This window comes from Janthinobacterium algoris (assembly GCF_051380935.1).
GTDB lineage: Bacteria > Pseudomonadota > Gammaproteobacteria > Burkholderiales > Burkholderiaceae_D > Janthinobacterium.
Window position 1 is genome coordinate 144877 of record NZ_JBNYXZ010000008.1, and the last position, 22599, is coordinate 167475.

Below are 22599 nucleotides of genomic sequence, written 5' to 3' on the forward strand. Positions count from 1 at the left end.
GGGTACGCATCACGGTGTGTCAAACAGAGGCTCATGATCAATGTCATTTCCAGGAAGATTGGTCTTGCTTTTTCTATTGTTAAGAAATGCATCGATCACCTCTTCGTAGAGAGTCAGGGAGTTTCGGTACTCTTTTTGATTCATAGCTTTTGGTGTTTTCAAATACTGTAGTCCGAAATAATCTGCCAGTAAATTGCCCTGTGCCTGCATGTTGAAGTCAGATAGTTTTTTCCCTTGCTTTAAAAAATACGTGTAACTCAATCCGAAACGGATAGCTCCACGCAATGCAACCGGATAGCCCAATTGATACTGCCAGACATGGACCATTTCATGCATGAACCAGTTTTTGTCTATTGGCTGAGCTATGGAAAAATCCTCCCGATACTCCGATGCATGAAAATAAATATCCCCATCCGGCGTCATGGCCACATCCTTCGGCTGCAAACCAAACCATAGATACGGCTCCCCATGCACCTTGACCTTGCCGTAGTCGATCGCATCCTGGAACAGCATCCACGCCATGTCGATCTCGCCCCTGGTCAGCGGGCGAACCTTGTCTTTCACTTTGACCTGCTTGACGGACGAACCGACGTCTTTGTCGGTCGTCTTGATGCCATCGAGCTGGACGACCTTGGCGGCAGGCGCAGCGTGTTTTGGCGCGGCGGCGCAGCATGGCGATTTATCCGCGTGCGGCAGGAACTCGGTCTGGGTGATTTGCGCCTCCCGCTTGCTGGCCAAGCGCCCCGTGCGCCCCTTTGCATCCGTCGTCCCCGTCCACGTTACGCCATTGCTCAAGGTGCCGGTAATCGGCGTGCGCCAGCGGTACGTTGGCGGGCGAGACGAATTCCAGCTGCTCGTCGTAGCCGCAGCACCAGCACTCGTCGGGCTGGCCGGCCAAGCGGTGCAGTTCGCAGCCGCTTGTCGCGTTGCGCAGGGTGGCGCCCAGCACGGGGCGGCCGTCGGCGCTGAAGGTGACGATCATGCTGTCGAAGCGCGCGCCCAGGCTTTCTTCTGGTGGGCCACGAGCTTGAAGAACACGTCGCACGCGGTGGTGCTGATGACATGGTGCCTGGCCATGGATACTCCGCGATAAAACGCCAGCGTAGGCCAGCGGCGGCGGGGAAGTATTGACTGGGCGCAAGGCATGCGGGCTTTGACCATTTTGCCAATTTCTATACACTCGTCTTTTCACATATTTACTTAAAAGACCTGGAGATGGAAATGCCGACCCTGCCAATGCGCCGCACCCTGCTTGTTCTCGCCTGTATGGGCACTCTCGGCCAGGTCCACGCCGACACCGTCATCGACAACGCCAACGGCTACACGCTCAACGCGGCTGGCAAGGTGGTGCGCTTTACTGCGCTGGCGTTTGACGACTCTGGCAAGCTGCTCGCCGTCGGCAGCGCCGCGCAGGTGAAACGCAAGGCGGCCAAGGGCGCCACCTATGTCGATGTGCAGGGAAAAACCGTGTTGCCGGGGCTGATCGACGCGCATGGCCACGTGTTCGGCCTGGGGACGATTGCCAGCGGCGTGATGCTGTACGGTTCTGCATCGCTGCAGGCTGCCGTGCAGGCCGTGGGCGACTTCGCCCGTGCGCACCCCGAGCGCAGCTGGGTGATCGGCAATGGCTGGAACCAGGAAATCTGGAAGCTGGGGCGCTTTCCCACAGCCTTGGAACTCGATGCTGCTGAAAGCGCGCGGCCCGTGTGGCTGCGCCGGGTCGATGGCCACGCTGGCTGGGCCAACAGCCGCGCGCTGGCGCTGGCCGGTATCACGCGCGCCACACAAGACCCCGCAGGCGGCAAGATCGAACGGGATGCGGATGGCAATGCCACCGGCGTACTGGTCGATAACGCCATGGACTTGATGGATGCCGTGCTGCCAAAACCCGGCGACGTGGAAAATCGCGCCGCCCTCGATAGCGCGCTGGCGCAGCTGTCGCAAGTGGGCCTGACCAGCGTGCACGATGCGGGCATCGGCCAGATGCAGGACCGATTGTTCCGCGACTATGCGGACCACGGCAAGCTGACGGTGCGCGTGTACGGCATGATTGCCGACACGACGGAAGATTTCGACGCGCTGTCGAAAAATGGTCCCCTCAACAGCTACGCGCGCGACATGTACGCCTTGCGTGCCGTCAAACTGTTATCTGACGGCGCCCTGGGCAGCCGTGGCGCGGCCCTGCTGGCTCCCTACAGCGACGATCCATCTACCAGTGGCCTGCTGTTCTACCCGGACGCCGCCATGCGCGCGAAAATGGAAAAGGCCATGCGCGCCGGCTACCAGGTGAACGTGCATGCCATCGGCGACGCAGGCAACCATCAAATCCTCGACGGCTACCAGGCATTGATCGGGCAGTACCACAGCGTGGGCCTGCGCCACCGCATGGAGCATGCGCAGGTGGTGCAGCTGTCCGATATTCCCCGCTTCAAGACCCTGGGCATCGTGCCGTCGATGCAGCCCACGCACGCCACGTCCGATCAGAACATGGCGGAGCAGCGCGTGGGCCACGAGCGCATCAAGGGCGCGTATGCGTGGCGCACCTTCCTCAAGCAAGGTTCGCGCATCGCCTGCGGTTCGGACTTCCCCATCGAGTCGCCGAACCCGTTCGAGGGCATCCACGCGGCCGTCACGCGGCAGAACAGCGAAGGATTCCCGGCCGGTGGCTGGTATCCGCAGCAAGCCATGACAGTGACGCAAGCGCTGCGCTGCTTCACGCTCGACGCGGCCTGGGCAGCGCACCAGGAAAAGGCCATCGGCACGCTGGAAGCGGGCAAATGGGCGGACTTCATCGTCGTTGACCAGGACCTGTTCAAGGTGGAACCAAAGGCCATCGGCAAGACGCAAGTGCTGCAGACGTGGGTGGCGGGCCGGCGCGTGTTTCAGAAAAAATAAGGATTTGACGCCAGCAAAAACCTGTTGACTTGGTTGTATAGACAACCTATGCTGGGAGTACAAGGGCGGGCCAGGTATCGGGCCAGGTACGCCCGCTCGCACCCTACGAGGAGACAGCATGAACAGCACAATGGACACCGATCCACGCTTTGATGCCAGCCGTACCATCCGCGCCCCGCGCGGCACGGTGATGGCTTGCAAGAGTTGGCAGGCCGAGGCGGCCTACCGCATGTTGCAAAACAACCTGGACCCGGAAGTGGCGGAAAATCCGCAGCACCTGGTGGTCTACGGCGGTATCGGCCGCGCGGCCCGCAACTGGGCCTGTTTCGACCAAATCCTCGCCTCGCTGCGCGAGCTGGAAGACGACCAGACTCTGTTGATCCAGTCCGGCAAGCCGGTGGGCGTCTTCCAGACCCACGCGGACGCGCCGCGCGTGCTGATTGCGAACTCCAACCTGGTGCCGAAATGGGCCAACTGGGAACACTTCAACGAACTCGATCGCCAAGGCCTGTTCATGTACGGCCAGATGACGGCCGGCAGCTGGATTTACATCGGCACGCAGGGCATCGTGCAGGGCACGTATGAAACCTTCGCCGAAGCGGGCCGCCAGCATTTTGGCGGCGACTGGGGCGGGCGCTGGATTCTGACGGCGGGCCTGGGCGGCATGGGCGGCGCGCAGCCGCTGGCCGCCACCATGGCGGGCGCCGTCTCGCTCAATATTGAATGCCAGCAAAGCAGCATCGACTTCCGTTTGCGCACGCGCTACCTGGACAAGCAGGCGGCCAGCCTGGACGAAGCTTTGGCACTGGTCAAATACCATACGGAGCGCAAGGACGCCATTTCCATTGGCTTGCTGGGCAACGCGGCCGAAGTGCTGCCGGAACTGGTGCGCCGCGCGAAAGCGGGCGGCCTGGTGCCGGACCTGGTGACGGACCAGACTTCCGCGCATGACCTGGTGAACGGCTATCTGCCGCGCGGCTGGAGTGTGTCGGACTGGAAGGCGGCGCAGCAGGACCCGCAGCGCCACGCGCGCCTGACGGTGGCCGCCGCCGATTCCTGCGCCGCCCACGTACAAGCCATGCTCGATTTCCACGCCATGGGCGTGCACACTGTCGATTACGGCAACAACATCCGCCAGGTGGCGTTCGACCAGGGTGTACAGAACGCCTTCGACTTCCCCGGCTTCGTGCCCGCCTATATCCGCCCGCAATTTTGCGAAGGACGGGGCCCGTTCCGCTGGGTGGCCTTGTCGGGCGACCCGGAAGATATCTATAAGACGGATGCGAAGATCAAGGAACTGTTCCCGCACCATAAGCAGGTACACCACTGGCTGGACATGGCGCGCGAGCGCATCGCCTTCCAGGGCCTGCCAGCGCGCATTTGCTGGCTGGGACTGGGCGAGCGCCACATCGCCGGCCTGGCCTTCAACGAGATGGTGCGCACGGGCGAGCTGAAGGCGCCCATCGTCATCGGCCGCGACCACCTCGATACTGGTTCCGTGGCCAGCCCGAACCGCGAGACGGAGAGCATGAAGGATGGCACGGACGCCGTTTCCGACTGGCCGCTGCTGAACGCCATGCTGAATACGGCCGGCGGCGCCACCTGGGTGTCGCTGCACCATGGCGGCGGCGTGGGAATGGGGTATTCTCAGCATGCGGGCATGGTCATCGTGGCCGACGGCACGGCAAGCGCGGCGAAACGCCTGGCCAGGGTGCTGGTCAACGACAGCGGTTCGGGCGTGATGCGCCATGCCGATGCCGGCTACGAAACAGCGGCCGCCTGCGCCAAGCGCAACGGCTTGATTCTTCCCATGCTTCCTTGAGACCTTGACTCGAATGACTATGACACAGCACTCCAAAAATTGGACGTTAAAACCTGGCGCGATGACCCTGGCCGACCTGCGCGCCGTCTGGGCCGCGCCCGTGAAACTGATCCTCGCCGCCGAGGCGTATCCCGTCATCGAGGCGTCGGCCGCCGCCGTGCAAGCCATCGTCGCCAAGGGCGATGCGGCCTACGGCATCAACACGGGCTTCGGCCTGCTCGCCAAGACGCGCATCCCCGATGAAAAGCTGGAACAGTTGCAGCGCAACCTGATCCTGTCGCATTCCGTCGGCACGGGCGAGTTGCTGTCGGACGCCGTCGTGCGCCTGATCATGCTGATGAAGATCGGCAGCCTGGCGCGCGGCTTTTCCGGCGTGCGCCCGTTGATCGTCGATACCCTGATCGCCCTGTACAACGCGGGCATCATGCCGGCCATTCCCGCCAAGGGTTCCGTCGGCGCCTCGGGCGACCTGGCGCCCCTGTCGCACATGACCCTGGCCATGCTGGGCGTGGGCGACGTGCGCGTCAACGGCAAATTGATGCCGGCCCCCGAGGCGCTGGCGCAGGCGGGTATTGCGCCCGTCGTGTTGGCGGCAAAAGAGGGCCTGGCGCTGATCAACGGCACGCAAGTGTCGAACGCGCTGACGCTGCATGGCTTGTTCATGGCCGAGCGCCTGCTGGAAGCGGCCATGGTCACGGGCGCGCTGTCGCTCGATGCGGCCAAGGGCAGCGATGCGCCGTTCGATGTGCGCGTGCACGCCGTGCGCGGACAGCCGGGGCAAATCCTGGCCGCGCAGATGTACCGCCAACTGGTGGCGCACAGCGCCATTCGCGCCTCGCACCTGGAAGGCGACGAGCGCGTGCAAGACCCGTACAGCCTGCGCTGCCAGCCGCAAGTCATGGGCGCTTGCCTGGACTTGATCGGCAATGTGGGCCGCACCCTGCTGATCGAAGCCAATGCCGTCACCGACAATCCGCTGATCTTCCAGGATGGCCCCGACGGGCAGGCGGAAATCGTCTCGGGCGGCAATTTCCATGCGGAACCGGTGGCCTTTGCGGCCGATACCCTGGCGCTGGCGATTGCCGAAATCGGCGCGCTGGCCGAGCGCCGCATCGCGCTGCTGATCGACGCCACCCTGTCCGGCTTGCCGCCGTTCCTGGTGCGCGACCCGGGCGTCAATTCCGGTTTCATGATCGCCCACGTGACGGCTGCCGCGCTGGCGTCGGAAAACAAGTCGCTCGCGCATCCGGCCAGCGTCGACAGCCTGCCGACGTCTGCCAACCAGGAAGACCACGTGAGCATGGCCACGTTTGCCGGGCGCCGGCTGGACGACATGGCGCACAACACGGCCGTCATCGTCGGCATCGAGTTGCTGGCCGCCGCGCAGGGCATCGATTTCCACCGCCCGCTGAAAACCTCGCCGCACCTGGAACACGTGCATCACCAGTTGCGTCAAAAGGTGCCGTTCTTCGACGCCGACCGCTTCTTCGCGCCGGACATCGAGGCGGCCAAGCAAATGGTCTTGCGCGGCGAGTTGAGCAGCACGTGCAAGAATTTGTTCGCTCCGCTGTACGCTTGAGCGGGCGCAAGGAGACAAGCATGGATTTTCGCTTTAACGAAGGCAGCATCCCGCTGCTGGTGTCGATGCCCCACGTGGGCACCGACATACCGGACGATATCGCCGCGCGCATGACGCCGCAGGCCCTGATCAAGGCCGATACGGATTGGCATTTGCGCGAGCTGTATGGCTTTTTGCAAGAGATGGATGCATCCGTGCTGTCGGCGCGCTGGTCGCGCTACACCATCGACTTAAACCGCCCGCAGGAAGACACGAATCTGTATCCGGGCCAGGATACGACGGGCTTGCTGCCTAACGATACCTTCCACCGCGAGCCGCTGTACCTGGCCGGCAAGGAACCCGATGTGGCTGATGTACAGCACCGGCTGCAGCGCTACTGGGCGCCGTACCACCGGCAGCTGCGCGCGGAACTGGAGCGGCTGCTGCGCGTGCATGGCGCCGTGGTGCTGTGGGATGCCCATTCCATCGCCTCGCACGTGCCGCGCTTCTTTGACGGCAAGCTGCCCGACCTGAATTTCGGCACGGCCGATGGCGCCAGCTGTGATAGTGGCCTGACCTCCGCCGTGGTCGATATCGCGCGCGCACAGGAGCAATTTACGGTCGCCCTGAATGGCCGCTTCAAGGGCGGCCACATCACCCGCCATTACGGCCAGCCGGCAGGCCGCGTGCATGCGATCCAGCTGGAGATGTGTCAATGCGTGTACATGGATGAAGCGATGCCGTTCGGCTACCGGCCCGACTTGGCGGCGCGGGTGCAGCCGCCGCTGCGCCAGATGATGGAAGCGGCCGTGGCGTGGGTGGCGCGTTGAGCGGCTGTTTGTTTGCGCGCCACGCGCTGCTGCCGCATGGCTGGCGCCGCGACGTGCTGCTGGAGTGGGATGCGGCCGGCGACTTGTCGCACATCCAGGAGGGTGCAACTCCACCGCCTGGCGTGGAAGTGGCGCAGCATGTCTTGCCCGGCATGGTTAACCTGCATTCGCATGCCTTCCAGCGCGCGCTGGGCGGCATGACGGAGATCGCCGGCGAGGCAACCGGCGATGCGCGGGACAGCTTCTGGACCTGGCGCGAACTGATGTACCGCTTTGCGCGCCACATCACGCCGGAGCAGATGCAAACCATCGCCGCGCAGCTGTTTGCCGAATGCCTGCGCCATGGCTATACGGCTGTGTGCGAATTTCATTACCTGCAGCGCGATGCGGCTGGCGCGCTGTATGCGCGACCCGCCGAAACGGCTGAACGGGTGCTGGCCGCGGCACGCATCAGCGGCATCGGCATGACGATGTTGCCCGTGCTGTACAGCCATGCTGGCTTCGGCGAGCAGCCCTTGAAAGCCGAGCAGGCGCGCTTCCGCACCGATGCGGATGATGTCTTGCGCATCATCGAGGCGCTGGCGCCGCAGCGCGGCGGGCAGGTGGAGGTGGGCTTTGCGCCCCACTCGCTGCGTGCGGCTGGCGTGGCGCAGATCCGCGCAGTGGCGCAAGCGCTGCCGGCGCTGCGCCCCATTCATATTCACATCGCCGAGCAGCAGGGCGAAGTGCGCCAATGCCTCGATGCCAGCGGCCGGCGCCCGGTGCAGTATTTGTACGATCAGGTCGATGTCGATGCGCGCTGGTGCCTCGTGCATGCCACGCATGTGCAGCCCGATGAAGTGGCGCTGATGGCCGCCAGCGGCGCCGTGGCGGGTCTGTGCCCGACAACGGAGGCGAACCTGGGCGATGGTCTGTTTCCGCTCGTCGAATTCATCGCCGCCGGCGGGCGCTTCGGCGTCGGCAGCGACAGTCATGTATCGCAGTCGCCCGTCGAGGAATTGCGTTGGCTCGAATACGGCCAGCGCTTGCAGCGCCAGCAGCGCAATGTCGCCGCCACACCCGATGAACGCCATGTGGGCGACTACCTGTGGCAGGCGGCCTTGCGAGGCGGCGCCCAGGCGTCCGGGCGCAAGCTGGGCGCGCTGGCGCAGGGCAGCCGCGCCGACTTGCTGGTGCTCGACGAGACGCATGTGAACTTGTGCGGCGTGGCTATCGGGGATGTGCTGGGCAGTTTTCTTTTCTGCGGCAACGACAACTTGGTGCGCGACGTGTTGTGTGGCGGCCAGTGGCAGGTGCGCGGTGGGCGCCATCTGGCGCAGGACGCCATCGCCACCGCCTACAAGCGCACCCTGGCGCAACTGAGGGCGCTCTGATGGCAACCTTCATCCCGCATGAATACCTGCGCGCCGCGCCGTGGAAAAATGGCGGCGGTAGCACGACGGAAATCGCCATTGCTCCCCTGGGCGCCGGCTTCGACGACTTCGACTGGCGTATCAGCCTGGCGACAATCACGGCCAGCGGCCCGTTTTCAAGCTTTCCCGGCATCGACCGCAGCCTGATGCTGGTCGATGGCGACAGCGTGCAGCTGACGCTCGACGGCACGCGCAAGGTGGTCTTGACCGCAGCGCAGCCCATGCTGTGGTTTTCAGGCGAAGCGGCCGTGTCCGCGCAAGTCAAGGGGCCGACGACGGATTTCAACGTGATGACGCGCCGCGACCGCTGCCGTCACCAGCTGGAAAAAATCACGGCGCCGGGCAAGCTGGCGCGGCGCAGCGCGGCGACCCTGCTGTTTGTCGCCGGCGAGGGGGCCGTGCTGGCGCGCGGTGCAGAGCAGCAGTTCGCACTGGTCCGCTACGACGCCTTGCTGTTGGATGCCGACGATGCGCAGGAATGGCGGTTGGAAGCTCTGCAGCGCACGGCCGTCTTCCGCGTCGATCTGTTCATCTAGGAAGGAAAACACCATGCAAGACTGGGACCTGGTCATCCACAACGTCCACCTGGCCACCATGGAGCACGGCTATGGCGAACTGCTGGACGCAGCCATCGCCGTCAAGGATGGCCGCATCGCCTGGTTCGGCCCCGGTGACGAGCTGCCGGCCAGCGGTGCAGTCCTGCTCGACGGGCAGGGCTGCTGGCTGACGCCCGGCCTGATCGACTGCCATACGCATATCGTCCACGCGGGCAATCGCAGCGACGAATTCGAGGCGCGCCTGAATGGCGCCAGCTATGAAGAGATCAGCCGCGCCGGCGGCGGCATCATGTCCACCGTGCGCGCCACGCGCGCGGCCAGCGACGACGAATTGCTGCGGCAAAGCCTGCCCCGCGTGCTGGCGCTGCTGGCCGAGGGCGTGACCACCCTGGAGATCAAGTCCGGCTACGGTCTGGCTGCGGACAGCGAGGCGAAGATGCTGCGCGTGGCGCGCAGGATAGGGCAACAGCTACCCGTGTCCGTGCGCACCACGTTTCTTGGCGCGCACGCGCTGCCGCCCGAGTATGCGGGCCAGGCCGACGCGTATATCGACCTGCTGTGCGCGCAGATGCTGCCCCAGCTGGCTGGCGATGGCCTGGTCGACGCCGTCGACGCGTTTTGTGAGCGCATCGGCTTTACGCCGGCGCAAACGCAGCGCGTGTTCGCGGCGGCGCGAGGCTTGGGCTTGCCCGTGAAACTGCATGCGGAGCAGCTGTCCGACCTGGGTGGCGCGGCGCTGGTGGCGCGCTACGGCGGCCTGTCGGCTGACCATCTGGAATTCTTGTCGGAAGAGGGCATCGCCGCCATGGCAGGACATGGCACCGTGGCCGTGTTGCTGCCGGGCGCGTATTACTTTTTGCGCGAAGTACAGCAACCTCCTATCGCGGCATTGCGCGCGGCGGGCGTGCCGATGGCCGTGTCCACTGATTGCAATCCGGGCACCTCGCCCATGACGTCATTGCTGCTGGCGATGAACATGGCGTGCACCCTGTGGCGCCTCACACCGCAGGAAGCGCTGGCCGGCTGCACGCTGCATGCGGCGCGCGCGCTTGGCCTGCAGCATGAAACGGGCAGCCTGGTGGTGGGCAAGCGCGCCGATTTCGCCCTGTGGCGCATCGCGCGCCCGGCCGACCTGGCGTATGCGCTGGGCCTGAACCCGTGTGCGGGCGTGGTGTACGGCGGTGTCTGGCGCGCGCCGGTGGTAAGCTTGAAGGATTGATCATCCGTCCTGGAGCGCCGCGTGCGTGCTGCTTACTTGCTGTCTTACCTGCTGTCTTACCTGCTGTTTTTGTTTGTCTTCGCCGCCGCGCCCGCGCATGCCCTGGACGGCGGTACCTTGAAGGTGGGCTCGAAGCGTTTCACGGAATCCTACATCCTCGGCGAAATCGTCAAACAGAGCGCCGCGCCGCACGTCAAGACGGAGCACCGCCAGGGACTGGGCAATACAGCCATCGTGCTCGCCGCGCTGCAGGCGGGCAGCATCGACGTGTATGCCGAATACATGGGCACCATCGCCAGCGAAATCCTCAAGCACGACAAACCGATTGATCTGGAACAGATGCGGCGCGAGCTGGCGGCGCTGGGCCTGGGTGTGGCCGTGCCTCTGGGCTTTAACAATACCTATGCGCTGGCCGTGCGCGGTGATGAAAAAGCCATCGCCAGCCTGGCGCAGCTGGCGCAGCACCCCGCCTTGAAGTTTGGCCTGTCGCATGAATTCATCGGCAGGGTCGATGGCTGGCCGGGCCTGGCCGCCCGCTATGGCTTGCCGCAGCGCCCGCGCGGACTCGATCACGGCATCGCCTACGAAGCGCTGGCGCAGCGCCAGGTGGACGTGATCGACATTTATTCGACGGACGCGAAGATCCGCCAGTACGGCTTGCGCGTGCTGGCCGACACGCAGCAGTATTTCCCCCGCTACGACGCCATGCTCTTGTTCCGGCTCGACGTGCCGCCGCGCTTTCCCGCCGCTTGGCAAGCGTTGCAAGGGCTGCAGGGGCGCATCAGCGAGGGCGACATGATTGCCATGAATGCGGCCGTGGAAATCGATGGCAAGAGCTTTGCGGGAGTGGCGCGGCAATGGCTGGCGTTCGGCACGCAGGCGAACAAACCGACCGCCGTACGCAGCAATCTGCTGGCTAAAATCATCGGCGACGATTTGTGGACTCTGACACGCCAGCACGTGACCCTGGTGCTGCTGTCGGTCGCCCTGGCGTGCCTGATCGGCATTCCGCTGGGCGTGCTGGCGGCATTTTCGGCGCCGCTGCGGCAAACGGTGCTGGCCTTTGTCGGCGTGCTGCAAACGGTGCCGTCGTTGGCCTTGCTGGCGATCTTGATCCCCGTGCTGGGGATGATCGGCATGGTGCCGGCGCTGGTGGCCCTATTCGTGTATGCGCTGCTACCCATCGTGCGCAACACGTGCACGGGCATCTTGCAAGTGCCGCAAGGCTTGCGCATGGCGGCGCTGGCGCTGGGCTTGAGCCGGCGCGACCGCTTGCTGCACGTGGACTTGCCGCTGGCCTTGCCCGTCATGCTGGCAGGCGTGAAAACGGCGGCCGTGATGAGCGTGGGCACAGCCACCATCGCCGCCTTCATCGGCGCGGGTGGCTACGGCGAACGCATCACCATCGGCCTGGCGTTGAACGACAACGACATGCTGCTGGCCGGTGCCATCCCCGCAGCCGTGTTGGCCCTGTTGACGCAGGGCTTGTTCGAGCTGCTGGAGCGCTGGGCCGTGGCCGGCCGGCAGCACTGACGGCATCACGGTTACAACGAGTGCAGTTTCGAGCGCACCGAGACGACGGCCTGGTGCAGGATGCGTTCAGCCTGGAAGTCGTTCTCGCGCTGTTCGGCGATGGCTTGCAAGTCGCGCGTGTAGCGCTCCAGGCGGGAGCGCAGGTAGGCGCGGTAGATTTTCATGACGAGCGGTTTGGCAGAGACATTCATGATGTGGCTCCCATATGCGTAACGATTCGGTCATTGATTCGTTCATTGTGTGTGAGCGCATTGCCGCCATTTTGCGTCGTATCAAACGCCAGCGCGCCGTCAATTTGACGCGTTTGATATTGCGCAATGCCCCACCGGCAGAAGATGCCACACTGAATCTTCCTGCCTGGCCATCATCGGCCTCAGGCTCTGTTTTCCCTGATACCTTCAAAAAAACTCAAGGAGCGTCGCATGGTCATTTTTGCCGTGGTTGCTGGCTGCATCGCCTGCCTGACAGTGTACCAAATCTATAAAAATGCGCAGGGTGGCAATGGGGTTACGCAACAACATATCGGCTTGCATGGCACATTGATTGAACCACGGAAATAAACTGTGGCAAAGGATGGACAGTTCTCTGACAGATTTAAGGAAAATATAAGGCCCGGTAAGCAAATGTAAAGGTCGGCGCGGTGACAAGTCATAGCGTTTATATTGATAACCGTTGATTGCATTCTCCCCCTCCCACTTGACAATGGGTTCACCCCGCGGTGCCGCTAGCCCGCGGGGATTTTTTTTGGGAATTTACGCTTACAGTTCCCTTCCTATCAAACTGGTTTTGGAGTGCCCGCCGACAATTGCGTCAAGGCATCGCCAGCGACCCTGCAGATGCGCCAGTCCGGCATCACGTCTGCGCCCATGCCCTTGTAGAAGTTGATCGCGTTTTCATTCCAGTCCAGCACCGACCATTCGAAGCGGCCGCAATCGCGTTCGACGGCCAGCTGCGCCAGCGCCACCAGCATTTGCTTGCCATAGCCCTTGCCGCGCACCGACTGCTTGACATACAGGTCTTCCAGGTACAGGCCCTTGCGGCACAGGAAGGTGGAAAAATTGTGGAAGAACAGGGCGAACGTCACCACTTGGCCATTTTCCGTGCCGACCAGCGCTTCACACGCGGGATGGGGGCCGAACAGGCTGTCGTGCAGCATGGATTCCTTGGCGATCATCATGTGTTCGAGTTTTTCAAACACGGCCAGTTCATGGATCATGCCAAAGATGGCGGCCACGTCGGTTTCCTGGGCGGGACGGATGGCGAGAGTGGCGGTGGAAGTGTTCATGTTGCCTTTGCTGATGGAGTGGTGGAAAGGGAGGCGACGGCAGCGGTCTTGCGCGCGCCCGACGTCAGGGCCCAGGCCACGCTGGACAGGCAGAGCAGCATGCCCACCCATTCGATGGCGGCGGGCCGGTAATGTTCAAACTGCACCGATAGCAGCACGGAGATGACGGGCGTGACGACGCCGATATACACGGTCTTTTGCGTGCCGATGCGTGCGATTAAAGTGAAATACGCACTGAAGGCGATCACCGAGCCGAAGATGGCCAGATATACCAATCCCATCCAGTAACTGGGGCGGGTGGGCAATTGCCAGGACTGGCCCGTGGCGATGGCCCAGACGGCTACCATGAGCGTGCCCCACAGCATGGTCCAGGCCATGGTCAGCATCACGTTGCCGGAGTGTTCGCGCACTTTCATGACCAGGGCATTGCCCAGCGTGCTGGACACGGTGGCTACCAGGGCCAGCATGAAACCGAGCAGGAAGTGAGCACTGCGGCCATTGCCGCCATTGCCGCCATTGCCGCCCAGAATATCTTGCAGCGCCGCACCGATGGACTGGTAAAACAACAGCACGATGCCGCAGATGGCGACGAAGGCCGCGCAGCAGGTGCTCCAGGTAATCGGCGTGCCGAAGGCGATGCGGTTGAGCAAGGGCGTCCAGAACACCATCAGCGCAAACAGCACGCTGACGAGGGCGGAGACCAGGTATTGCTCCGAGCTGTAGGTGCAGACATAGCTGATGGCAAACGAGGCCAGGCCTTGCAGTAGCATCCATTTTTGCGCGCGCCAGGGCAGGCGCAAAGTGTCGCCGCGCAAGGCGCACCAGGCAAACAGGGTGGCGGAAGCCAGGCCGAAGCGGTAGACCACGGAAACGGCGGGGGCGACATCGCCCAGCTGCAAGGTGATGGCCCAGAAGGTGGAGCCCCAGATCAGGCAGGCAATGATGAACAGGAGAGGAGAGGACATCGCGCAAGTATACGGGCTTAGCGCGTCCCGGTCGAGCTTGGCAAATGGAGGGGCGAAATGTGCGGCAAGCTACTCTCAGGCATTGAGCCAGCGCAGTGCTTGTGAAAAATGTTGAATTTATGAAAATATTTGTATTATTATTAAGTAAATATTTTCTTAATTGCATCCGTGAAGGAGGACCGCCATGCCAGCCTCACTGCAGATCAAAGTCTGGAGCCTGCTTGTGTATGTCATCGTGGCAACCTTGATGGCCATCTGGCTGCACGAGGGCATGTCGCCCTCGGCCTTGCTCCTGGCTGCCGGCGCCTTCGGGTAAGTGCATGCGCTGGCAAGCAGATCAATGCGTGACGCGGGTCTTGCGGCCATCCGACAGCAAGCGCACGCGCTCGCCCGGCCGGAACAGTTCATCCGCGTCTTGCACGATGGCGCGCATGTCACCATTGTCCAAGCGCACGGTGATTTCCAGGCCGGCCTTGTTCGAGGCATTCGCTTCGATGCTCTTGCCGGCCATACCGCCGGCGACCGCGCCGAGGATGGTGGCCGCGATGGCGCCCTTGCCGCCGCCGACTGCCGAGCCGGCCACGCCGCCCAGCGCCGCACCAGCCAGCACGCCCGTGCCCGTTTCGCCCTTGTCGATGGTCACTTGGCGCACGGATTCAACCGTGCCCATGCGAACCGATTGTTCATTCTGCGCCTGGCGCGCATTGTAGACATTAGCCGAGTTCGGTTGTACGGCGCAGCCGGCCAGGGTGGCGAGCAATGCCACTGCAATGATTGGTGCTTTCATGTGGGACTCCCTTGGACAAAAGTTAATTGCCGATTGCGTCGACCGGCAGTAAAGATGCTGACTTATCATAAGGACACTTGGTGCAGATAACTAGTTGTGAATAGTAAAAATCTGTTACCGGCCCCGCGTGACCGCGTGACCGCATGACCACATGACCACTTTCCGTTCAATACGCCAGCCGCAGGCGCCGGTACAAAAATCCCAGCACGAACAGCGGCCCCACCAGTAAGAAGCGCAAGTCGTCCAGGAACGACGGTTTCTTGCCTTCGATCTGGTGGCCGATGAACTGGCCTATCCAGGCCAGCACGAACAGCGCCAGCGACACGGGCAAGATGGTCAGCGCCGGCATGAGCAGCAGCAGGCCCAGCATGGCGGCCAGCATCGCCAGCATGCCCGCCGCAAACGGGCGCGACAGCTTGTAATAATAGTATAAGGCCAGAATACTGCCGAGCAGCGCCACGCTGGCATGCACGCTCCACAGCAGCCCCAGCAGGCTGAAAACGATCAGCGGCACGCACACGATGTGCACCCGTTCATTGACGTGGTTGCGGTGGCTTTCGCCATACTGGGCCAGCAGGGTGTCGATGGTGCGCATGGGCGGTCCCTTGTGTGGTGTTTTGCCTGGAAATTCTACACCGGAACACCCGCCGCCGAACGCGGCGTTCTATGGTGGAATTGTTCAAATGGTAATTTTGCGTTATTATTTCCTATTGGTAATATTTTCTTTCATTTCAAAGGCATCCGTGACATCGCCAGCCAGCCATTCTGATTACCAGCGCTATTCGATGGCATCCCTGCAGCAAGCCTTGTCCGGACCGGAGGGCACCGACGCTGTGCGGCGCCAGCGTATAGAAACGGAAATTGCCCAACGTCAGCAGGATGAGCTGGAGGCACAGCAGCGCCAGTGGGCGGCGCGGCCGCAGGACAAGCCGCTCGATCCGACCACCGCCGCACTCACGCAAGCGGCCAAGCCCCACTTGCAGTCAGCGGGCTATGTACTGCTGTTCACGTGGGTCGTGTTGACAGTCAGTGCTTGGTCTGAAATCGCTCTGGCGGATAGGCGGATTTATTTTGTTGGCGGCATCGAATTGCTGATCTTTGGCATTTTTTTGTTGCGTGGCAAGCTGCGCGCGGCGAGATGGCTGCGCTGGCTGATTGCCCTCTTGCTGCTACCCACCGTGCTGGTGCTCGATTTCCTGTTCATGCAACCGCTGTCCCTGACCGTCACGCAGTTCAAGCTGGCGCCTGTCCGTTATGGCTGGCTGGTGCTGGAAACCGTGCTGTCGCTGTGGACCATGCATTACTTGTACCGTCAACTGGGGATGCCTGCCGTCATGGCCGCCTGTGATGCCAGGGGATACAGGCGGCGCGATTTGCGCATACCCGCCATTCTCGGGCTAATCTTGGGTATCAGCAGCGTTGGCATCGGGCTGGCGACCTCGCGTGGCGAGACGGCCCGGCAGGCGCACACGATAGTGGCGCAGCGCTATGGTTCGGGCTACCAATACCATGTCAATGGCATCGGCGAGTCCGTCACGCCGCAAGGCAGGTTTCATACGGCGCAGGTGCAGGTGTGGGATGACAAGGGCATCATGTCCGTGCCCGTGCAGTGGCCCCAGTAAAATAGGCGCTACCACCACTCCCACAGGATGCCGCTTTTGACTCGCCTATTCCCTCTTGAACCGGGCATGCCGGAGCCGCGCAAGCGCTGTTTCGATCCTGTCGTCGACGCCGGCACGCGCTTGCTGATACTGGGCAGCCTGCCCGGCGAAAAATCGCTGGCGCACAGTCAATATTATGCGCATCCGCAAAACAAATTCTGGAGGCTGCTGGGCGAAGTGCTGGGCGTGGACTTGACCAGCCAGCCCTATGAGGCGCGGTTGAGCAGCTTGTTGGCGCACGGCGTGGGCCTGTGGGACGTGGTGGCGCAGGCGCAGCGCATGGGCAGCTTGGACAGTAATATCCGCGTACGCGACGATAACGACCTGGTGGCCCTGGCCGTCAGCTTGCCACGGCTGCAAACCATCGCCTTCAACGGCGGCACGGCCGCGAAGCTGGGCGTCAAGGTGCTGGGCGAGCATGCGCAGCGTTACCGCATCGTCAGCTTGCCGTCGAGCAGCCCGGCCTACACGCTCGCGTATGCGCAGAAACTGCAGGCGTGGTTGTCTTTGCGTAGCGGATAAGTGGTGTCAGGCGACGACCCGGTGCATGGGGCGGAGGGCTTGTTCTTGCCGGTACTGGCGCCGCCAGTACCAGGCGATGCAGATCAAGCCAAGCACGGATGGCGCCAGCTGCGTCCAGGGTTGCCCCATGCGTAGCAAATTGCCTGCGGCGGCCGAGAACATGGCGAACAGCGAGGCGAGCAGCTTGTAAATGTGTTCATAGCGCCACAACACGCCATGCCAGCGCCGGGGAAAGGCCCAGCGTGCGCCGTCGTAGACGAGGATGGTGGCCAGGCCGCCCAGAGATGACAGGACGACGATGGTTTGCTGTCCGGAAGCATCGTGCTGCAGGCGCAGCAGGATCAGCCCGCCCGCCGTCAGGGCCGCCGCCGTCAGCCAGCCATCGACGGCTTGCGGACCTGCATCCCGCGTGTAGACGGCGCGCCAGCCGCTCAGCAGCTGGTACAGCACCAGCACCGTCAGCACGGCAAAGACGGGGCGATAGGCAAACAGCAGATTACCGATGGCGGCCGTGGCGCAGACCAGCAAGGTGAGCCAGGCGAACAGCCTGCCGCGGCGGCGGTGCTGCGGCGTGCCCTTGGAGGTAGCCACCAGGAACAAGCCCAGGCCGATGGCGGCGCTGCCGGCCAGCACATGGGTGGCAATATTGATCAGTTGCGGCTGGGGCATGCGCATCTCCGGAAGGTGCGCCAGGCTGGTCGCACGCTAACGGGAGATGGTATCTTGATAATTGTAGATTGCCAAGGCGGCAGGCGGCAGGCGGCGGGGGAAGAGGCGGAATTTACGCCGGTGCGTACGGCTGCGCTTCCAGCGGCTGTCCCTTGGCATCGAATTTCAGCGCGACCGACAATTGCGTCACGCCGATGGTGGCCAGTGCATCGCAGATGTCGTCGACTTCGTCCTGCAGGTCGGCAGCCAGGTCCAGCGGCTTGTCGGCGCTGTGCAGCAGCTGGCCGCCCGCCATGCTGACGTTGACGCGCAGCAGCATCTCGCCATGCTCATCGGCCGGGCCGACGACCACCGAGACGTCGCCGGCGTCCACGTTATTTTCCGCCAACGCATGGTTGATGCCCGACATCATCTGCAGCATCGCATACTCGCTCATGCCTTGTTCCTTGCCACCGTGGAACAGATCCTGGTACAAAAAGCTCACTTCCAGGGCGCTGCCGGCCGGCGCCAGGCAGCGTTTCACCAGGCCGCCCACTTCCGTCGTCCACAGCTGGTAGCGGGCCATGCGCGCGTCGAACCAGGCGTCGAGCGCCGCTTCATCCTTCGGTTCCGCATAGAACGGGTCATCCACGCGCTTGAGGGCAAAGCCCAGCAGGAAGCGCAGTTCGACGGCCGTGTCTTGCGGGCCGAAAGCCGTCTCGCTCCAGCCGACAATGCTGCTTTCCAGGCCCGGCGTGGCGACGATCTTCTTGTCCGTCATCGACGCGTACGCATCGCGCACCATCTCGTGCAGGTGGCTATAGGTGATGCGGTCGATTTCATCGAGGTCGTAGGCATGGCTCATCAAGACCACCTTGGCTTTGGCGCTTTCCAGCTGCGACTGTTGAAAACTTTTCACCAGCGTTTCAAACGCGTCCTGGTCCTGGAAACTGTCCGCTTCCTTCAGGCCGCCCGTGCTTTGCACCAGCAGGGGCACGACAAAGGCGTTGATTTCCATGGCCGGGGCATTCTCGCGGCGGATCACGGAAATCGATGCCGCTTCCTCGATATGGCTGCGCAAATACTGGTAGGCGCCCACGTCTTCGTACTTGGCGCGCTCGATGGCGTCGTACAGGATTTCATCCTTCTTTTGATTCAATGCCTTGCGGATCAGGCGGCCGAACTCGACGGCTTGCTCGGCCAGCACCGTGCCCTGCGATTCGCTGTCTTCCTGTTCCGCCAGGTTCAGGGCCATCGTGCACAGCATGCGCGTGACGGACTCATCCTTGTCTTCAGGCGTGTTGGCGGTTTTACGGGGGACAGGGCGCTTATTTTTGGGCATGGCGATCAACAAGTTAAGAAAGACGGGTCAGGCAAACGGAAACGGGCGCCATGGCTATGCCAGGCGCCGGGACGGATCATACAGGCGGACGCGGCCGCCTGATACATCAATGGTCGGTATCGAACATCTCGTGCAACTCGTCGAGCAGGTCGGCGGCTTCTTCCTGCGACAGGCCGAGATGCTGGCAGGCAAGTTCGCCGCCCTTGTCCCACTCCAGCGAGGTACTGTTGCCATGGTAGCGCTGAATGCCCTTTTCGGCCAGCAGCGACAGGGCAACGAGCGAACGGATGGCGTCGTCCGTGGACGGGTCCGCCAGCACCGTGTAGTCGTGGTGGTGCAAAATCGCCCAGGAGACATCGGAGGACAGGCCCCAGTTGCGCGCGAGCAAGCAGCCGATGGCCGCGTGGTTGGTCTGGTGGCGCGCGTCTTCCAGGCTGGTAAAGCAATTGTGCGCATCATTGGCCGCCGCCGCGTACGTCTTGACGTAGTCGGGAAAGCGGTTCATCAGCAAAGGCACGCCGATATCGCAGAACAGGCCGAAGGTATGGGCAATGTCGGGCGGGGCGATGCGCAACTTGCGCGAGGTAAACACCAGGGCGCGCGCGCGCTTGGCCGACACATCCCAGAAGTTGGTCAGTTCCACGCCTTCCGCTTCCAGCGCCTGGCGCGCCAACAAGCCCGTCATCATGGCGCTGCACTGGTTGATGCCGAGAAAGTTGATGCCTTGTTCGACGGATTTGGCCTTGCGCGTGGCACCATAGAAGGGCGAATTGGCCAATTTCAGCAGGGCGCCGGACATGCCGACATCGTCGGCGATGATGCGCGCGATGCGCCGCGGCGACGGGTCGTCTTCGGCCAGTTCCCGCTGCAGGTCGACCAGCAGGCTGGGACGCGGCGGGATGCGGATGGACCGCATCAAGGCGTCAACCGGATCTTCCTGCACTACCTGCTTTTGCGCTGCCGCTCTCATCATCATTGTCTTGCCCGCTGGTTATTCTGTCGTGCGCTGCGCATGGACGGCCTCATGGACGCCTTGTGCAATGCCCGATGATTATCCATGTTTATGCATGGCAATAGTTCATCTCTACAATAGATTGTCGAAAAATTCCTGTTTTTGCCGTGATTGCCACTGATGTTGGTCATTTTGCGACGCAATCAACCCCTGTTTTTATGGTAAAAAAAGTAAGGTGTATTTGTTTTTAAGGCAGCCGCTGGTGCGTATGGGCAGGCGTGGCGCTACAATTGCCACATGAAAAGACTCTTGGCGGGCATCGATTTTGCGGACGATTCTTGCAGCGTGGCGCGCCAGCTGATCGGCGTGACAGTGCTGGTCGACGGCGTGGGCGGGCGCATCGTGGAAACGGAAGCGTATGACCGGCTGGACCCCGCTTCGCACACGTATGGCGGCATGACGCCGCGCAATGCGGCCATGTTCGGCCCGCCCGCGCATGCCTATGTGTACCGCTCGTATGGCTTACACTGGTGCCTGAACTTTGTGTGCCGCGAAGCGGGTCATGGCGCAGGCGTGCTGATCCGCGCCATCGAGCCGCTGGCGGGCCTTGACGCCATGCGCGAACGGCGCGGCGTCGATGAACTGAGGTTACTGTGCTCGGGGCCAGGCAAGTTGTGCCAGGCGCTGGGTGTCACGCATAGGCATAACCGGCTGGCGCTCGATGCGTCACCGTTCATGTTGCTGGCCCGCGAGGATGACGTGACGGTGCAAGCGGGGCCGCGCATCGGCATTTCCAAGGCGATGGAAACGCCGTGGCGCTTCGTGCTGGCCGGCTCGCCCTACCTGAGCAAACCGATGCGCGTACCAGCCGTCTAGCCGTCCGGCCCGGTGTCAGGCGCCGCGCTGGCGGCGGGGCGTGGTGCTGCGGGGCATGCCGCGTAGCGGGCTGTGCAGCGCGCGCCGGTCCGTTCCCTTGACGGGGCTGGCCGGATGCTGGAATGCCTCGTCTTCGCTGTGGCCGGCTGGCGTAGCAGGGCGCTCGTCCAGGGTGAACACGGCCACTGCCGCCGACAATTTGACGGCCTGGTCCTGCAAACTGGCCGCCGCTGCCGCCGCCTGCTCCACCAGGGCCGCATTTTGCTGGGTGACATCATCCATTTGCGTGACGGCCTGGTTCACTTCCGTGATGCCTGAGGCCTGCTCAGCGCTGGCCTGTTTCACGCGCTGGATGATGTCATTGACTTGCTGCACCGAGGCAACGATGGCGCCCATGCTGTCGCCCGCTTGCTGCACGGCCACGCTGCCGCCATCGATGGTGGTGACCGAGGTGGCGATCAGGGTCTTGATTTCCCTGGCCGCCTGCGCCGAGCGTTGCGCCAGTGTGCGCACTTCGGACGCGACCACGGCAAAGCCGCGGCCTTGTTCGCCCGCGCGCGCCGCTTCCACTGCCGCGTTTAGCGCGAGGATATTGGTCTGGAAGGAGATACCATCGATCACGCCGATAATATCCACGATCTGGCGCGAATTGGCGCGTATCGTCGCCATCGTCGTCACCGCCTGCTGCATCGACGCACCTCCTTGCACGGCCAGGGCGGAGGCTTGCCCCGCCAGCTCGCAGGCCAGCTGGGCGTTGTCGGCATTGTCATTGACGGCTTGCGTCAGCGCTTCCATGGCGCTCGACGTTTCTTCCAGTGAACTGGCTTGCATTTCCGTGCGCGCCGACAAATCCAGATTGCCGGTGGCAATTTCACGCGATGCCGTGTCGATCGATTGCACGGCAGCCATGATGGTGCGCAAGGTCTGGTTCAGGTTGGCGATGGTCTGGTCCAGCACGCGCGACGTGGCGGCGATCTCGTCATTGCCCTGCTTGGGCGCACCGGCGATCAGCTTGCCTGCCGCCAGGTCTTGCACGGCGTCGGCAATGCCGCGGATTTCCACCAGCATGGCGCGGCGTACCAGCATGGTCACCACGATGGAGACCAGGATGGAGAGCAGGACGGTCAGCAGCAGGCTCCAGCCCAGGCTGCGAAACTCGGCGCTGGCCGTCGCATGGGCCTGGCTGCTGAGCGTCGTTTCCAGGGCCGATAACTGTGCCAGCTGCGAATTAAACTGGCCGAATTGCGTTTCCGCCTTGAGCATCGAATTGGTGGCGATCGACTGGTCCATCTGCGCCATTTCCATGGTTTCCAGCACGGCCTTGCGGTAGCCGGCCAGGGCCGTGATGGCCGCATCGACCAAGGTGCGCTCGGCGCCCGTGGCTGTGGCGCGCAGCGTGGTCAGCTGGGTGCCGATGGCCGCGTGGCGTGTCTTGATCTGTTGCTCCAGTGTATCGAGGCGAGCCTTGGCGAAGCTGCCATTCGTCCACGACAGCAACTGGTACATATTGCCGTGTACTTGCCTGGCCTCTCCTAGTACGTCGGCGGCCGCCTTCAGATGCGTGATGCGTACCCGTACCATGTTTTCCAGCGAGGAATTTTGCCGCACCATGCCATACCAGGCGCCGCTCGAGCTGAGTATCAGCAGCAGCAAGACCAGGGCGGGCGCCAGCAATAATTTTGGTCCGATGCGTAATGTATTGAGCATGCTTGACTCCTGGCTATGGCTGTTCCAA

24 protein-coding genes are annotated in these 22599 nt (G+C 62.9%); 13 read left to right on the forward strand and 11 right to left on the reverse strand.

Annotated features, from left to right (window positions below; genetic code table 11):
- Positions 1 to 9 precede the first annotated feature (9 nt).
- Together ACQ4W7_RS13955 and ACQ4W7_RS13960 are read right to left on the reverse strand one after the other, a co-directional pair.
- Entirely contained in the window at positions 10 to 738 is a 729-nt protein-coding gene (locus tag ACQ4W7_RS13955; RefSeq protein WP_436531177.1) for a Rhs element Vgr protein, read from the reverse strand.
- Complete coding sequence (locus tag ACQ4W7_RS13960; protein ID WP_436531179.1) at positions 680 to 1045, reverse strand: hypothetical protein; 366 nt, start codon at positions 1043 to 1045, stop codon at positions 680 to 682. Before ACQ4W7_RS13960 ends, ACQ4W7_RS13955 begins: the two co-directional genes overlap by 59 nt.
- Positions 1046 to 1221: 176 nt before the next feature.
- Here ACQ4W7_RS13960 and ACQ4W7_RS13965 point away from each other — a divergent pair, with 176 nt between their 5' ends.
- From ACQ4W7_RS13965 to ACQ4W7_RS14000, 8 genes are all read left to right on the forward strand, one after another.
- Complete coding sequence (locus tag ACQ4W7_RS13965) at positions 1222 to 2895, forward strand: amidohydrolase (RefSeq protein WP_436531181.1); 1674 nt, start codon at positions 1222 to 1224, stop codon at positions 2893 to 2895.
- A 118-nt stretch (positions 2896 to 3013) separates the two neighbouring features.
- Complete coding sequence (gene hutU, locus ACQ4W7_RS13970; protein ID WP_436531183.1) at positions 3014 to 4717, forward strand: urocanate hydratase; 1704 nt, start codon at positions 3014 to 3016, stop codon at positions 4715 to 4717.
- Positions 4718 to 4736: 19 nt separating this feature from the next.
- Complete coding sequence (gene hutH, locus ACQ4W7_RS13975; RefSeq protein WP_436531185.1) at positions 4737 to 6296, forward strand: histidine ammonia-lyase; 1560 nt, start codon at positions 4737 to 4739, stop codon at positions 6294 to 6296.
- 20 nt (positions 6297 to 6316) lie between these two features.
- Complete coding sequence (gene hutG, locus ACQ4W7_RS13980; RefSeq protein ID WP_426071914.1) at positions 6317 to 7105, forward strand: N-formylglutamate deformylase; 789 nt, start codon at positions 6317 to 6319, stop codon at positions 7103 to 7105.
- Positions 7106 to 7113: 8 nt separating this feature from the next.
- Entirely contained in the window at positions 7114 to 8478 is a 1365-nt protein-coding gene (locus ACQ4W7_RS13985; protein ID WP_436531187.1) for a formimidoylglutamate deiminase, read from the forward strand.
- The gene (locus tag ACQ4W7_RS13990; RefSeq protein WP_436531189.1) at positions 8478 to 9053 is read left to right on the forward strand and encodes a HutD/Ves family protein; all 576 of its coding nucleotides are present in this window, start codon (positions 8478 to 8480) and stop codon (positions 9051 to 9053) included. Before ACQ4W7_RS13985 ends, ACQ4W7_RS13990 begins: the two co-directional genes overlap by 1 nt.
- A 13-nt stretch (positions 9054 to 9066) precedes the next feature.
- A complete protein-coding gene (hutI, locus tag ACQ4W7_RS13995; protein WP_436531191.1) occupies positions 9067 to 10293 on the forward strand; it encodes an imidazolonepropionase in 1227 nt (408 codons plus the stop codon).
- Positions 10294 to 10362: 69 nt separating this feature from the next.
- Positions 10363 to 11826 (forward strand): glycine betaine ABC transporter substrate-binding protein, encoded by a 1464-nt coding sequence (locus tag ACQ4W7_RS14000; RefSeq protein ID WP_436531346.1) that lies wholly within the window; start codon positions 10363 to 10365, stop codon positions 11824 to 11826.
- Between the two features lie 11 nt (positions 11827 to 11837).
- Here the strand turns inward: ACQ4W7_RS14000 and ACQ4W7_RS14005 are convergent, their stop codons facing one another.
- Positions 11838 to 12017 carry a hypothetical protein gene (locus tag ACQ4W7_RS14005; RefSeq protein ID WP_034746290.1) on the reverse strand — a complete coding sequence of 60 codons (180 nt, stop codon included), beginning with the start codon at positions 12015 to 12017 and terminating at the stop codon, positions 11838 to 11840.
- 14 nt (positions 12018 to 12031) lie between these two features.
- Here ACQ4W7_RS14005 and ACQ4W7_RS14010 point away from each other — a divergent pair, with 14 nt between their 5' ends.
- Positions 12032 to 12310, forward strand: coding sequence for a hypothetical protein (locus ACQ4W7_RS14010; protein WP_426071918.1), 279 nt, complete (start codon positions 12032 to 12034; stop codon positions 12308 to 12310).
- Between the two features lie 291 nt (positions 12311 to 12601).
- On the opposite strand, the gene ACQ4W7_RS14015 is transcribed toward ACQ4W7_RS14010, so the two are convergent.
- Together ACQ4W7_RS14015 and ACQ4W7_RS14020 are read right to left on the reverse strand one after the other, a co-directional pair.
- A complete protein-coding gene (locus ACQ4W7_RS14015; protein ID WP_436531193.1) occupies positions 12602 to 13111 on the reverse strand; it encodes a GNAT family N-acetyltransferase in 510 nt (169 codons plus the stop codon).
- Complete coding sequence (locus ACQ4W7_RS14020; RefSeq protein WP_436531195.1) at positions 13108 to 14076, reverse strand: DMT family transporter; 969 nt, start codon at positions 14074 to 14076, stop codon at positions 13108 to 13110. The genes ACQ4W7_RS14015 and ACQ4W7_RS14020 overlap by 4 nt, the downstream gene beginning before the upstream one ends.
- Positions 14077 to 14260: 184 nt before the next feature.
- On the opposite strand from ACQ4W7_RS14020, the gene ACQ4W7_RS14025 reads away from it, so the two are divergent.
- Positions 14261 to 14392: a hypothetical protein gene (locus ACQ4W7_RS14025; RefSeq protein WP_436531197.1), complete on the forward strand. Its 132-nt coding sequence runs from the start codon at positions 14261 to 14263 to the stop codon at positions 14390 to 14392.
- Between the two features lie 21 nt (positions 14393 to 14413).
- On the opposite strand, the gene ACQ4W7_RS14030 is transcribed toward ACQ4W7_RS14025, so the two are convergent.
- Together ACQ4W7_RS14030 and ACQ4W7_RS14035 are read right to left on the reverse strand one after the other, a co-directional pair.
- The gene (locus ACQ4W7_RS14030; RefSeq protein ID WP_282407835.1) at positions 14414 to 14863 is read right to left on the reverse strand and encodes an outer membrane lipoprotein; all 450 of its coding nucleotides are present in this window, start codon (positions 14861 to 14863) and stop codon (positions 14414 to 14416) included.
- A gap of 166 nt (positions 14864 to 15029) precedes the next feature.
- Entirely contained in the window at positions 15030 to 15458 is a 429-nt protein-coding gene (locus tag ACQ4W7_RS14035; protein WP_436531200.1) for an Mpo1 family 2-hydroxy fatty acid dioxygenase, read from the reverse strand.
- Positions 15459 to 15606: 148 nt separating this feature from the next.
- On the opposite strand from ACQ4W7_RS14035, the gene ACQ4W7_RS14040 reads away from it, so the two are divergent.
- Both ACQ4W7_RS14040 and ACQ4W7_RS14045 read left to right on the forward strand, forming a co-directional pair.
- Entirely contained in the window at positions 15607 to 16485 is an 879-nt protein-coding gene (locus ACQ4W7_RS14040) for a hypothetical protein (protein ID WP_436531202.1), read from the forward strand.
- Between the two features lie 66 nt (positions 16486 to 16551).
- Positions 16552 to 17046 carry a DNA-deoxyinosine glycosylase gene (locus tag ACQ4W7_RS14045; protein ID WP_426072171.1) on the forward strand — a complete coding sequence of 165 codons (495 nt, stop codon included), beginning with the start codon at positions 16552 to 16554 and terminating at the stop codon, positions 17044 to 17046.
- A gap of 6 nt (positions 17047 to 17052) precedes the next feature.
- Here ACQ4W7_RS14045 and ACQ4W7_RS14050 read toward each other — a convergent pair whose 3' ends face one another.
- The 3 genes from ACQ4W7_RS14050 to ACQ4W7_RS14060 all read right to left on the reverse strand — a co-directional run bounded on the left by ACQ4W7_RS14050 (position 17053) and on the right by ACQ4W7_RS14060 (position 20009).
- Positions 17053 to 17715, reverse strand: a complete 663-nt coding sequence (locus tag ACQ4W7_RS14050) for a DUF2306 domain-containing protein (RefSeq protein WP_426071924.1) — start codon at positions 17713 to 17715, stop codon at positions 17053 to 17055.
- Between the two features lie 112 nt (positions 17716 to 17827).
- Positions 17828 to 19036 (reverse strand): hypothetical protein, encoded by a 1209-nt coding sequence (locus ACQ4W7_RS14055; RefSeq protein ID WP_426071925.1) that lies wholly within the window; start codon positions 19034 to 19036, stop codon positions 17828 to 17830.
- A 106-nt stretch (positions 19037 to 19142) separates the two neighbouring features.
- Entirely contained in the window at positions 19143 to 20009 is an 867-nt protein-coding gene (locus ACQ4W7_RS14060) for an HDOD domain-containing protein (RefSeq protein ID WP_426072172.1), read from the reverse strand.
- 276 nt (positions 20010 to 20285) lie between these two features.
- Here ACQ4W7_RS14060 and ACQ4W7_RS14065 point away from each other — a divergent pair, with 276 nt between their 5' ends.
- Positions 20286 to 20864 carry a DNA-3-methyladenine glycosylase gene (locus ACQ4W7_RS14065; RefSeq protein ID WP_436531204.1) on the forward strand — a complete coding sequence of 193 codons (579 nt, stop codon included), beginning with the start codon at positions 20286 to 20288 and terminating at the stop codon, positions 20862 to 20864.
- 15 nt (positions 20865 to 20879) lie between these two features.
- Here ACQ4W7_RS14065 and ACQ4W7_RS14070 read toward each other — a convergent pair whose 3' ends face one another.
- On the reverse strand, positions 20880 to 22571 hold the full coding sequence (locus ACQ4W7_RS14070; protein ID WP_436531206.1) for a methyl-accepting chemotaxis protein: 1692 nt from the start codon (positions 22569 to 22571) through the stop codon (positions 20880 to 20882).
- Between the last annotated feature and the right edge of the window lie 28 nt (positions 22572 to 22599).

What these genes read in the sequence shown, in the direction of transcription:
- ACQ4W7_RS14050 (WP_426071924.1), bottom strand. Translation starts at nt 17,715, where the DNA reads ATGCCCCAGCCGCAACTGATCAATATTGCCACCCATGTGCTGGCCGGC.
- ACQ4W7_RS14020 (WP_436531195.1), bottom strand. Translation starts at nt 14,076, where the DNA reads ATGTCCTCTCCTCTCCTGTTCATCATTGCCTGCCTGATCTGGGGCTCC.
- ACQ4W7_RS14010 (WP_426071918.1), top strand. Translation starts at nt 12,032, where the DNA reads ATGCGTAACGATTCGGTCATTGATTCGTTCATTGTGTGTGAGCGCATT.
- hutU (WP_436531183.1), top strand. Translation starts at nt 3,014, where the DNA reads ATGAACAGCACAATGGACACCGATCCACGCTTTGATGCCAGCCGTACC.
- ACQ4W7_RS14015 (WP_436531193.1), bottom strand. Translation starts at nt 13,111, where the DNA reads ATGAACACTTCCACCGCCACTCTCGCCATCCGTCCCGCCCAGGAAACC.
- ACQ4W7_RS14060 (WP_426072172.1), bottom strand. Translation starts at nt 20,009, where the DNA reads ATGATGAGAGCGGCAGCGCAAAAGCAGGTAGTGCAGGAAGATCCGGTT.
- hutG (WP_426071914.1), top strand. Translation starts at nt 6,317, where the DNA reads ATGGATTTTCGCTTTAACGAAGGCAGCATCCCGCTGCTGGTGTCGATG.
- ACQ4W7_RS14070 (WP_436531206.1), bottom strand. Translation starts at nt 22,571, where the DNA reads ATGCTCAATACATTACGCATCGGACCAAAATTATTGCTGGCGCCCGCC.
- ACQ4W7_RS13965 (WP_436531181.1), top strand. Translation starts at nt 1,222, where the DNA reads ATGCCGACCCTGCCAATGCGCCGCACCCTGCTTGTTCTCGCCTGTATG.
- hutI (WP_436531191.1), top strand. Translation starts at nt 9,067, where the DNA reads ATGCAAGACTGGGACCTGGTCATCCACAACGTCCACCTGGCCACCATG.
- ACQ4W7_RS14065 (WP_436531204.1), top strand. Translation starts at nt 20,286, where the DNA reads ATGAAAAGACTCTTGGCGGGCATCGATTTTGCGGACGATTCTTGCAGC.
- ACQ4W7_RS14005 (WP_034746290.1), bottom strand. Translation starts at nt 12,017, where the DNA reads ATGAATGTCTCTGCCAAACCGCTCGTCATGAAAATCTACCGCGCCTAC.
- ACQ4W7_RS14045 (WP_426072171.1), top strand. Translation starts at nt 16,552, where the DNA reads ATGCCGGAGCCGCGCAAGCGCTGTTTCGATCCTGTCGTCGACGCCGGC.
- ACQ4W7_RS14035 (WP_436531200.1), bottom strand. Translation starts at nt 15,458, where the DNA reads ATGCGCACCATCGACACCCTGCTGGCCCAGTATGGCGAAAGCCACCGC.
- hutH (WP_436531185.1), top strand. Translation starts at nt 4,737, where the DNA reads ATGACACAGCACTCCAAAAATTGGACGTTAAAACCTGGCGCGATGACC.
- ACQ4W7_RS13990 (WP_436531189.1), top strand. Translation starts at nt 8,478, where the DNA reads ATGGCAACCTTCATCCCGCATGAATACCTGCGCGCCGCGCCGTGGAAA.
- ACQ4W7_RS14055 (WP_426071925.1), bottom strand. Translation starts at nt 19,036, where the DNA reads ATGCCCAAAAATAAGCGCCCTGTCCCCCGTAAAACCGCCAACACGCCT.
- ACQ4W7_RS14025 (WP_436531197.1), top strand. Translation starts at nt 14,261, where the DNA reads ATGCCAGCCTCACTGCAGATCAAAGTCTGGAGCCTGCTTGTGTATGTC.
- ACQ4W7_RS14030 (WP_282407835.1), bottom strand. Translation starts at nt 14,863, where the DNA reads ATGAAAGCACCAATCATTGCAGTGGCATTGCTCGCCACCCTGGCCGGC.